At 71.8% G+C, this 10,726-nt stretch carries 10 protein-coding genes and 1 tRNA gene; 8 read left to right on the top strand and 3 right to left on the bottom strand.

The genetic code is table 11. The features are described 5' to 3' along the window. Window positions 1-695: hypothetical protein (locus NQ160_RS11565; protein WP_257515387.1), on the top strand; the 695-nt coding region annotated here is incomplete at its 5' end. 236 nt (window positions 696-931) lie between these two features. On the opposite strand, the gene NQ160_RS11560 is transcribed toward NQ160_RS11565, so the two are convergent. Further along, window positions 932-1,147 carry a helix-turn-helix domain-containing protein gene (locus tag NQ160_RS11560; RefSeq protein WP_257515386.1) on the bottom strand — a complete coding sequence of 72 codons (216 nt, stop codon included), beginning with the start codon at window positions 1,145-1,147 and terminating at the stop codon, window positions 932-934. A gap of 202 nt (window positions 1,148-1,349) precedes the next feature. Between NQ160_RS11560 and NQ160_RS11555 the strand changes: the two genes are divergently transcribed. From NQ160_RS11555 to NQ160_RS11535, 5 genes are all read left to right on the top strand, one after another. Continuing rightward, window positions 1,350-2,105 (top strand): hypothetical protein, encoded by a 756-nt coding sequence (locus tag NQ160_RS11555; RefSeq protein WP_257515385.1) that lies wholly within the window; start codon window positions 1,350-1,352, stop codon window positions 2,103-2,105. A 228-nt stretch (window positions 2,106-2,333) separates the two neighbouring features. Beyond that, window positions 2,334-3,119, top strand: coding sequence for a DeoR/GlpR family DNA-binding transcription regulator (locus NQ160_RS11550; protein WP_257515384.1), 786 nt, complete (start codon window positions 2,334-2,336; stop codon window positions 3,117-3,119). Further along, on the top strand, window positions 3,116-4,066 hold the full coding sequence (gene pfkB / locus NQ160_RS11545) for a 1-phosphofructokinase (RefSeq protein WP_257515383.1): 951 nt from the start codon (window positions 3,116-3,118) through the stop codon (window positions 4,064-4,066). The genes NQ160_RS11550 and pfkB overlap by 4 nt, the downstream gene beginning before the upstream one ends. A gap of 28 nt (window positions 4,067-4,094) precedes the next feature. Beyond that, window positions 4,095-6,197, top strand: coding sequence for a PTS fructose transporter subunit IIABC (locus NQ160_RS11540; protein ID WP_257515382.1), 2,103 nt, complete (start codon window positions 4,095-4,097; stop codon window positions 6,195-6,197). Between the two features lie 21 nt (window positions 6,198-6,218). Further along, window positions 6,219-6,488, top strand: coding sequence for an HPr family phosphocarrier protein (locus tag NQ160_RS11535; RefSeq protein ID WP_257515381.1), 270 nt, complete (start codon window positions 6,219-6,221; stop codon window positions 6,486-6,488). 100 nt (window positions 6,489-6,588) lie between these two features. Here NQ160_RS11535 and NQ160_RS11530 read toward each other — a convergent pair whose 3' ends face one another. Next, window positions 6,589-7,227, bottom strand: a complete 639-nt coding sequence (locus NQ160_RS11530) for an MBL fold metallo-hydrolase (protein WP_257515380.1) — start codon at window positions 7,225-7,227, stop codon at window positions 6,589-6,591. A gap of 99 nt (window positions 7,228-7,326) precedes the next feature. Here NQ160_RS11530 and NQ160_RS11525 point away from each other — a divergent pair. After that, window positions 7,327-7,399: transfer RNA gene (locus NQ160_RS11525), tRNA-Glu, on the top strand. An 89-nt stretch (window positions 7,400-7,488) separates the two neighbouring features. After that, window positions 7,489-9,396, top strand: a complete 1,908-nt coding sequence (locus NQ160_RS11520; RefSeq protein WP_257515309.1) for a heavy metal translocating P-type ATPase — start codon at window positions 7,489-7,491, stop codon at window positions 9,394-9,396. Between the two features lie 86 nt (window positions 9,397-9,482). Here NQ160_RS11520 and NQ160_RS11515 read toward each other — a convergent pair whose 3' ends face one another. Beyond that, window positions 9,483-10,697: a DUF4349 domain-containing protein gene (locus NQ160_RS11515; RefSeq protein ID WP_257515310.1), complete on the bottom strand. Its 1,215-nt coding sequence runs from the start codon at window positions 10,695-10,697 to the stop codon at window positions 9,483-9,485. Window positions 10,698-10,726: the final 29 nt, after the last annotated feature.

Raw genomic sequence — 10,726 nt, 5'->3', positions numbered from 1 at the left:
TGGATGCCGCGGACCTCGCACGGCTGCGGGAACTCGAAGCGCTCGTCCGCGCATCGTCCGATCCGGCGCACGACCACACACCGCCGGCGGGCGATGCTGGCGCGGAAGCGGACGCGGACGGTTCCGTTTCCCGGCACGCCAACGTCGACGGCTCGGTCTCTGCACCCGTGGGCATCGCCGCCGGTGGCGACACCGAGGCCGTCCCGACCCCGCCCCCGAATCCCGGCGTCGGCCCGCGCATCGGGGGGTGGCGCGCCGCCGCGATCGCGGCGGCCGCCGTGGCGGGTTGCGCAGTGGGCGGTGCGGGGGTCGCCGTCGCCGTCGCGCCGCCGGCCCCGGACGCCGTGCTGCGACCGATCGCCGAGTCCGAGATCCCGAGTGACTTCGACCAGAACGGCATACTGGACTTCCTTCGCATCGACCGTGAGACGGGCATCACCGCCTACGAACCTCATCGAGGCGTCCGCGCCTTCACCTTCACCGGCACCGACGGCACCCCGTGCCTGATCGTGAGCGTCGATGCCGACTTCTTCGACTATGCGTGCGGGCATGGACGGCTTGACCCCACGCTCGACCTCATGCCTGGCCGGACCGCGCCGGCGACGATCGCGAGGGGCCTGTCGAAGGCCGTGTTCGTCCGGCTGGTCGCCCGCGACGGGACGGTGCAGATATGGGTGGAGGACCGCCCGGGCTGACCCGAGCGGCCCCGGCGTTCCACGAAGCAGGTTCATGCGCAAAGGGGGCGACGCGGCTGCGGTAGGCAGGCCGCACCCGACCGCCGCCACGACCGCGATGCCCATGGCGGCGCTTCTGACACGATCAGCCGCGCCCCCATCGATGACGAGCCCGAGCAGCACGCCGGTGATCAGCAGCAGGGCGGCGGTGTAGTACAACGGTCCACGCACGCGGTAGAGGGCTCCCAGGAGACCGGTCATCGTCCGCTCCCGAACAGACCCGTCAACAAAGGGACGACGCGCGCGGCGGGCACCTCATAGCTGCCTCGGCCACTCTGGCGCACCCACCCCGCGGAGACGAGCTGACGCAGGTGGTGGTGCAGCTGGCCCATCGTTCCAAGGGTGTCGATGTCCGCGAGCTGGGCGGTCGTCGTCGTGCCTGTAAGGATGCGGCGCAGCAGTTCCAGGCGCACGGGATGCGCGAGGGCTTGGAACGTGGGGGCATGGTCCCCCCCAGTCGGCTTCGAGCAGTCCTTCGGTCGCGACGCCCTCCTGCCACGCGACAGGAGCGCCCGTCGGCAGCGTCGCTCACGCCATCAACCTGCGGTACATCGTAGGAACGTACAAGCGACGCGACGCGGCCGGCGACTGCGGTGCGGGCGCCATAATGATCCCGTGCCCGATCGGACGACCATGCCCGACTTCTCTGACGAACTGCTCCGCCTGCGGCGCCGCGCCTACGGGCCCGCCGCTGACGGGGAGTTGGATGCCGCCGGCCTGACTCGACTGCGCGAACTCGAGGCGCTCGCCCGTGAGCAATCCGCTCCGACACCCACGGCGGGCGAACCGGACGAGACGGTGGATGCGGCCGGGGCGGCGCCCGCGCCTGCCGCCGTGGCTCCTCACGACGACGGCGGCGACGACGGCGTCGGCGGCGACACCCTGCCCGATCCCGACATCGTCGCGATGCACGCTCGCTCAGGGGGCCCGCGCACCGCCGCGATCGCGGCTGCCGCCGTGGTCGGATGCGCGCTCGTCGGGGCGGGGATGACCGTCGCTCTCGCGCCGCCCGCCCCCGATCACGTCCTGAAGCCGGTGCAGGAGACCGGGGTGCCCGACCACATCGAACCGGGCTGGCTCGACCACCTCGGTCTCGACCCCGAGGCGCGCCTGGTCGCCTACGAACCCCACCTGGGAATCCAGGCCCACACCTTCACCGGAAGTGGGGGAGACGGATGCCTCATGGTGAGCATCGACGACACCCTCCTCGACTTCGCCTGCGGTCGCGGGCGACTGGATGCGACTGTCGACCTCATGCCCGGAAGGTCGGTGTGGGCGGGTAACGACCCGAAACTGCTCACCGGCCTGCTCGTGCGCATGGTGGCCCGTGACGGCGTCGTCGAAGTGTGGGTGGAGGAGCCGGCGCCCTAGCGCGCGTCCACGATCGACCCGACCAGCATGCGCCCCGGGATCGGGGGCATGCCGGTCGGATTCCGTCAACCGGGATGCCGGTCGGCGCGAGCCGGCATCCCGGACGAATCACGCCGCGCCGGCGACGCCGTCTCACAGCGAACTCCCACACAACCGCAGACGTGATCTCTTGTGAGTATCTGTGGCTTTGTTGTAACGTGTGGGAAATCCCCGCCGGAAGGACTGCGCGTGTACGCGATGGAACGCCACCAGTTGATCGAGAGACTTGTCGTGCAGGACGGTCGTGTGGCCGTCGTCGATCTCGCCGACCGCTTCGGCGTCACGACGGAAACGGTGCGGCGCGATCTCGACCAGCTCGAACGAGCGGGCGCGTTGCGACGAGTGCACGGCGGCGCGGTGGCGCGCGAGCGCACGAGCCTTGTGGAGCCGTCGCTGGTCGAACGCTCTTCGCAGCGGGGAGCCGCCAAGCAGGCCATCGCCGGCCGTGCCCTAGACGTGCTCGGCGACGGGTTCCGCGGCTCGGTCTACATCGATGCCGGGACCACGACCGCTGCGGTCGCAACGCTCCTTCCCGCTCGCCTCGCCGAAACCGACGGCACCGCCGAGGTCGTCACCCACGCGATGTCGGTGGCGGGCGTCCTCGCCGGTGCGCCCCGTCTTTCGCTCACCGTCATCGGCGGGCGGGTGCGCAGCCTGACCGGGGCCGCTGTGGGTTCCCACACCGTGCGCGCCATCGAGGGGCTGCGCCCCGACGTCGCCTTCATCGGCACCAACGGCATCTCCGCGGGGTTCGGGCTCAGCACCCCCGATCCCGAGGAGGCGGCCGTCAAGCGCGCGATCGTGCAGAGTTCCCGGCGCGTGGTCGTCGTGAGCGATGCCCAGAAGTTCGACGCCGAACTGCTGGTCGCCTTCGCCGGCCTCGACGACATCGACGTCGTGGTCGCCGACCGTGCCCCCGGTGACGCCCTCGGCGCCGCGCTTCACGAAGCGGGGACGGAGGTGTGGACCGCATGATCGTCACCCTCACCGCGAACCCGTCGCTGGACCGTACGGTCGAGCTCGCAGCCCCGCTCGAGGTCGGGGGCGTGCAGGTCGCCCGCGGCGCCCGGGAGGATGCCGGCGGCAAGGGCATCAACGTCTCGCGGGTGTGTGCGGCGTCCGATGTGCCGACCCTCGCCCTGCTGCCACTGGCCGCCGATGACCCGTTCGCGGTCTCGCTCCAAGCCACCGGCATCCCTGCCGTCACGGTGCCCGTCGCCGGCCACGCCCGCGCGAACATCACGATCACCGACCCGGCCGGCGAGACCACGAAGGTCAACCTCCGTGGGGCAGCCCTCGGTGACGCCGAGCGCGCCGCCGTGGTCGAAACGGTCGTCGAATCGTGTGCGGGAGCGCAGTGGCTCGTGCTGGCAGGATCCCTTCCCCCCGGTGTGCCCGAGGGGTTCTACGTCGAGGTCATCGACGCCGTTCGCCGGCGTTGGGCGGATGCCGCCCCCCGCATCGCCGTCGACACATCGGGGCCGGCGCTGGCGGCGGTGGTCGCGCAGGCCCGTCCCGACCTCATCAAGCCGAACGAGCATGAGCTTGCCGACCTCGCCGGCATCGCGCTGGACCCCGAGGCCGACCTCGTCACCGCAGTGCTGCCGGTCGCCCGGCGACTCGTGCCGGCGCAGGTCGGCGCGGCCTTGGTGACGCTCGGCGGCGACGGCGCCGTGCTGGTCACCGCGACCGGCGCGTGGGCCGGTCGTCCGCCGCGCATCCGCGTGCACTCCACCGTCGGCGCGGGCGACAGCTCGCTGGCCGGCTACCTCATCGCCGACGCGCGCGGCGCCGAACCCGCCGAGCGGCTGCGCAGCTCCATCCGGTACGGCGCCGCAGCGGCGTCACTCCCGGGCACACAAGCACCACGGCCCTCCGACCTTCCGACCGGCGACGTGCCGGTGCGGACCATCGACGACTGACCCACCTTCCGACCCCTTGGAGGTCATCATGACCGAGACCATCACCACTGAGCTCGTCAGCCTCGACGAACCGCTCGGCGACGACAAGCGGGCCGTCATCCACGCTCTCGCGGCGCGGGTGGCGGCACAGGGACGCGCGACCGATGCCGACGCCCTCGCGGCCGACGCGTGGGCGCGTGAGCAGAAAGACGAGACGGGGCTGCCCGGCGGCATCGCGATTCCGCATGCCAAGAGCGCCGCCGTCACGCAGGCCTCACTGGCCTTCGCGCGGCTGAAGCCGGGCGTACCGTTCGGCGCCCCCGACGGTCCCGCGGACCTGGTATTCCTCATCGCCGCGCCCGAGGGAGCGGCCGAGGCGCATCTGGCCGTCCTGTCCAAGCTCGCCCGCTCGCTGATGCAGGAGGACTTCACCTCGGCGCTGCGCTCCGCCACGAGCGCGGACGAGGTGGTGCACATCGTCCGCCGCGCGATCGGGGAAGAGGCGGCGGCAGAGCCGACTCCGGTCAGCGCGTCGGCTGCGCCGTCGTCGACGGCGGCGCCGGCGACGGCCCCGCAGGCTGAGGGCGCGATTCCCCCCGCTCCGCAGAGCTCCGGCGCGACGCCCGAGCTCACCGTCGACGGCCGCCCCGCGCGCATCGTCGCCGTCACCTCGTGCGCCACCGGCATCGCGCACACCTTCATGGCGGCCGACGCTCTCAGTGCCGCAGGTAAGAAGGCAGGCATCGACCTGGTGGTCGAGCCGCAGGGCTCCAGCGGGTACAAGGCATTGCCCAAGGACGTGATCGAGCGGGCGGATGCCGTGATCTTCGCGACCGACGTCGACGTGCGCGAGCCGCAGCGTTTCGCGGGCAAGCCGGTCGTGCGCTCCGGGGTCAAGCGCGGCATCGAACAGCCGACGCAGATGATCGCCGAGGCGGTCGCCGCCGCGAAGGACCCACAGGCACAGCGAGTCACGGGCGACGCGGCCGCGTCGACCCAGACGACCGCCGACCGCCCCGGCGCGGGGGCGAGCATCCAGCGGTGGCTCCTGACCGGTGTCAGCTACATGATCCCGTTCGTCGCCGGCGGCGGGCTGCTGATGGCGCTCGGCTTCCTGCTCGGCGGATACGAGGTCAGCAACGACGCGGCATCCGTCATCATCCAGAATTCGCTCTGGGAGCTTCCTGCCGGCGGTCTCGGCCAGTACCTCGGCTCCGTCGCGTTCATGATCGGCAACACGTCGATGGGCTTCCTGGTCGCCGCGCTGGCCGGCTACATCGCGTTCGCGATCGCCGACAGGCCGGGCATCGCGCCCGGATTCGTCGCCGGCGCCGTCGCCGTGCTCATGAACGCCGGCTTCATCGGCGGCATCGTCGGTGGTCTCCTCGCTGGTGGTGTGGCGTGGTGGCTCGGCAGGCTCGACGCGCCGCGCTGGCTGCGCGGGCTCATGCCGGTCGTGATCATCCCGCTGCTGGCATCCATCGTGGCCTCCGGCCTCATGGTGCTCTTCCTGGGTCGTCCCATCGCCTGGCTCATGGAGCAGATGACCAACGGCCTCAACGACCTCGCCGCCACCGGGCTGATCGTCGTGGTCGGCGTGATCGTGGGACTGATGATGTGCTTCGACCTGGGCGGACCGGTCAACAAGGTCGCGTACGCCTTCGCCGTCGCGGGGCTGGGCACGGCCTCGGCCACGAACACGACGCCGTACCTGATCATGGCCGCGGTGATGTGCGCCGGCATGGTCCCGCCGCTCGCCATGGCGCTGGCCTCCACTGTGCTCGCGCGCAACCTCTTCACTCCGGTCGAGCGCGAGAACGGCAAGGCCGCCTGGCTGCTGGGTGCCTCGTTCATCTCCGAAGGCGCCATCCCGTTCGCCGCAGCCGACCCGCTGCGCGTCATCCCCGCGACCATGGTCGGCGGCGCGGTCACCGGCGCGCTCAGCATGCTGTTCGCGGTGGAGTCGCGTGCGCCGCACGGCGGCCTCTTCGTCTGGTTCGCCATCGAGCCCTTCTGGGGGTTCCTGGTGGCGCTGGCGGCAGGTACCGTCGTGAGTGCGCTCGTCGTCGTGGCCCTCAAGAAGTGGGTCGCGCCGAAGGAGTTCGCCGAGGCCGAGAAGGCTCCCGCCGCTCAGGTTCCGGCAACCGTTTGAAAACCCCACAAGGAGGACCCCATGGCAGAACGCCAGGCCACGATCGCCAGCAGCTCCGGACTGCACGCCCGCCCCGCAAAGCTCTTCGTGCAGGCGGTGCAGGAGAAGAGCGTGCCGGTCACCATCGCGGTCGAGGGCGGACCCGACCTCAACGCCGGCAGCATCCTGTCGCTCATGGGGCTCGGTGCCTCGAACGGCACGGTCGTGACGCTCAAGGCCGAAGGCGAGGGCGCCGAGGAGGCGCTCGACGACCTCGTCGCGCTGCTGGAGACGGATCTCGACGCGCAGTGACACGCCACTGACGCCGGCTAGGGCCGGACACACGGATGCCGCGGGGTACACCCCCGCGGCATCCGTCGTCTGCGGGCAGCTGTCAGCGCGGTGGTTCTCGCTACAGGTCGACCGAGTTGCCGGGTTCGAGCTCGAGGAACTCGCCGGCGTTCTGCTCCGTCGCCCACTTCAGGCGGGCGCGGCCCATCTGCAGTCCGGCGCGGGAGAGCGTCATGTCGTGGGTGCCGAAGGCCCGGCGGGGCTTCACGGCGAGGACGAAGTCCATCGCCTCGCCGATCTTCAGCCACGGCGCACCCACCGGCGCCGCCAGCAGCCGCACCTCCGCACCCTTGGGCACGGCGTAGGAGTCCCCGGGGTAATAGAAGTCGTCGTTGACGAGGACACCGACGTTGTCGATGATCGGGATGGACTCGTGGATCACCGCGTGCCGTCCGCCGTAGAACACCAGTGTGAACGGGTCGACCGTGACGGTGTCACCGGGGGCGACGACCGTGATGTCGTATCCGGGGGCGGCGGCCGCGACTCCGGCCGGTGCGAAGATCGGCACGCGCGGCGCCAGAGCCGTCAGCCGGTCCAGATGATCGGGCGTCCAGTGGTCGGGGTGCTCGTGGGTGAGGACGACGGCGACGAGGTTCTTCACATCCGTCAGGGGGAGGGTGAACGAACCCGGGTCGATGATGATCGTCTTTCCATCGCGCTCGAGGCGCAGGCAGGCATGTTCGTGCTTTGTGACTCGCATGAGGAAAGTCAACCGTGCGACACGCCCGGCGGCAACCGCAGCCCGCCTCGATTTGGCCACGTCATGCGAGCCGTGGCATACTTTAACGGTTGTCGAAACGGCCCCATCGTATAGCGGCCTAGTACGCCGCCCTCTCACGGCGGTAACGCGGGTTCGAATCCCGCTGGGGTCACAACACGAAAAACCCCCCGGTTTCTGCCGGGGGGTTTTTCGCTGCCCACGGGGCTGGCGCCGTGAGGGAGCCGCAGGCAGGCTGGCCGCATGTCGGCAATGCGTACGGCGTCACGGTATGGGTCGATCTTCCTCGCAGTCATCGCGTTGGCCGTCGTTCTGGCACTGGCCGCGGCGGGTGCCGATTCCGGCGCTCGCTGGGTCGCCACAGGGTACGTCGCCGTCTTCGTCGTCCTCACCCTCGTGCGCATGGTGCGCGACGTGCTGCACGGACACGTGGGGCTCGACATCCTCGCGGTGGTGGCGATGGTGGCGACTCTCGCGGTGGGGGAGTATGTCGCTTCGCTCATCATCGTGCTGATGCTCTCGGGCGGCGAGGCGCTCGAGGAGTTCGCGGCGCGCCGCGCGCAGCGCGACCTGACTGCCCTGCTGGACCGCTCGCCGCGGACCGCGCACATCGTCGGCGGGCCGGGCGGTCTCCCGGCCGCGGCCGGCGACGAGCGACTGCGCGACGTGCCGGTGGAGGACGTGCAGGTCGGTGATCTGCTGCTCGTGCGCCCATCGGAGGTCGTTCCCGTCGACGGGGTGGTCGTGGGGGATGCCGGCACCTTCGACGAGTCGTCCCTCACGGGCGAGAGCCTGCCGGTGACCCGCTCGGACGGGGACGAGGTGTTCTCGGGCGCCGTCAACGGCACCCGTGCGGTGCGGCTGCGCGCGGTGCGGCGCAGCGCCGACAGCCAATACCAGCAGATCGTCGCGCTCGTCGAGGCGGCGCAGACTTCCCGCGCGCCTGTCGTGCGGCTCGCCGACCGGTTCGCGGTGCCCTTCACCGCCGTGTCCCTCGTGCTGGCGGGAACGGCGTGGGGGCTGTCGGGGGATCCCACCCGCTTCGCCGAGGTGCTCGTGCTCGCCACCCCGTGTCCGCTGCTGCTGGCGGCGCCCATCGCGTTCCTGGGCGGGCTGTCCCGGGCCGCGAAGTCCGGGATCATCGTCAAGGGCGGCGCTCAGATCGAGCGTTTGGCGCGCGTGCGGTCGGTGTGCTTCGACAAGACCGGCACGCTCACCTCGGGGCGTCCCGAGCTCGTCGACGTGCTCCCCGCGGCGGGGTTCAGTGCCGACGAGGTGCTGCAGCTGGCCGCCTCGGCCGAGCAGTACTCCTCGCACGTGCTCGCCGACGGCATCCGAGCCGCCGCCGATGCCCGAGGACTGCAGCTGCTGCCGGCCCGAGAAGCCAGCGAGGTCGCGACCAACGGTGTGTCCGCCGTGCTCGCGGAGCGGCAGGTGGCGGTGGGCAAGTCCGCCTTCGTAGCCACCGTCGCCGACGGGGTGCAACGCCCCCGGCTCGAACCGGGCCAGGTGGCGGCGTACGTCGCGGTCGATGGCCGCTTCGCCGGTGCGCTGCTGCTCGCAGATGCAGCCCGGGAGGAGTCCCGCGAGGTGGTCGCGTGGCTGCGCACCCACGGGGTCGAGCGTGTCGCGATGCTCACCGGCGACGCCGCTCCCACCGCCGAGGCGATCGCCCACGGCATCGGGGTCGACGAGGTGCACGCCGACCTGCTCCCGCCCGAGAAAGTGCACCTCGTCGGGGCGTTCACCCCGCGCCCCACGATGATGGTCGGCGACGGCATCAACGACGCCCCGGCGCTGGCGGCAGCCGACGTCGGGGTGGCGATGGGGGCGCGCGGCGCGACGGCGGCGGGGGATGCCGCCGACGTCGTCATCACGGTCGACTCGCTCGCGCGCGTGGTCGAAGCGATCGTGATCGGCCGCCACACGCTGCGGGTCGCCCTCACCGCGATCTGGATCGGCATCGGGCTGAGCGTCGGGCTGATGCTCATCGCGATGACGGGCGTGATCCCCGCCGTCGTGGGTGCCCTCGTGCAGGAACTGGTCGACCTCGCAACGATCCTCTACGCCCTCCGCGCCCTGCGCGCGCCTGCCTCCGGCCTCGCGCCCGCGCCGACGCCCACGCCGACGCCGACGCCGCGCGACCGGTGAGACGAATACCCGCGGCCGAGACCGTGGGTGGCACCCGCCGTCTCGGCCGTCAGGATTCGTCTCAGCGCCAGGGCGAGGCGGCCGGGTCAGTCGGCGGCGGGGGCGGCGGGGGAGCGGCGGCGGCGGCGCACCGCGCGGCGGATCAGCCAGACGGCCGCGCCGATCACACCGATCACCCCCAGCCACGGCAGCAGGAAGCCCAGCGCGACAACGATGCCGTTCATCGCGGCCACGAGACCATTCCATCCCGCCAGCAGTCCGTCGGTGAATCCGGCGGGGTCGGCGTCGACACGCTCCGTGGGCGTCACGACGCTGACCGTCAGCGACGACAGCGATACCTGCCCGTCGAGATAGTCCAGCTGCCCCTGCAGCGACTCCAGCTCCGCCTGGCGCTCGGCCAGCGCGTCCTCGGCCGCGATCAAGTCCGACAGTGAGCCGGCTTCGCTCAGCAGGGCGGTGAGCCGCTCTACCGACGCCGCGGCCGATGCCACCCGTGCTCGCAAGTCGACCGCCTCGGTCGTGACGTCCTGACGCGAGATGCGGGATGCCGTGACCTCGCCGAACTCGTCGAGGCGCTCGATCGTGGCGGTCAGCTCCGTCGACGGCACGCGCACCGTGATCCAGGTGTCCGACACCGCCGAGGGGCCGGGATACAGCGCGGCATCGCCGTACTGGCCCCCGACGAATCCACCCTCGATCGTGCCGCTCTCGCCGAGACCGCCGGCCCGCCCGAGGCTGAGCGATTCCACGAAGCCGCCCGCCGCTTCGGCCTCAGCCGAGATCGCCTCGAGGGCATCGGCAGCCGCCCGCGCACCTGAGCCCACCTCGAGCGTCGCCGAGGCGGTCGCGATCACCTCGCGTTGCTGCGCACCGTCGCCGCCGCCGTCGGCGGCACCGCCGATGACGCCCAGCCCACTCTCGGCATCGCCGTCGGCCACGCCGGCCTCCGGCATGACGGCCGAGCCTTCGGTCGTGGTCATCCACGCGCCGTCGATCACCTGGCTGTCTGTCCCCGAGCCGCCCCTGATGAGATTGCCCACGCCCGGTGCGATCACGGCCGCCACGAGCACCAGCGCCGCCGCGGCGCCTCCGGCGACGAGCCAGCTGCGCCGGCGCTGTCGGGCGGTGCGTGCCGGCGTCGCGCCGCGAACGGCCGGCGCCGCCTCGCGCCCCGCCGCCGCGCCGCGAGGCTCTTGGCGGATGCGCGCGAACAGCTCGCCCTCGATGCGGGCGACCGTCTGGTCGTCCAGGTCGGGCAGATCCGCGGAGGCATCCGCCCCGGAAGAAGTCGTCGGGGTCATGCGGTCTCCGTTCCCAGTTCGGTCCGCAG

The sequence above is a fragment of the Microbacterium sp. zg.Y909 genome (genome assembly GCF_024626565.1).
The sequence above is the reverse complement of the archived record's forward strand: the minus strand, read 5'-3'. Positions and strand labels throughout refer to the sequence as shown.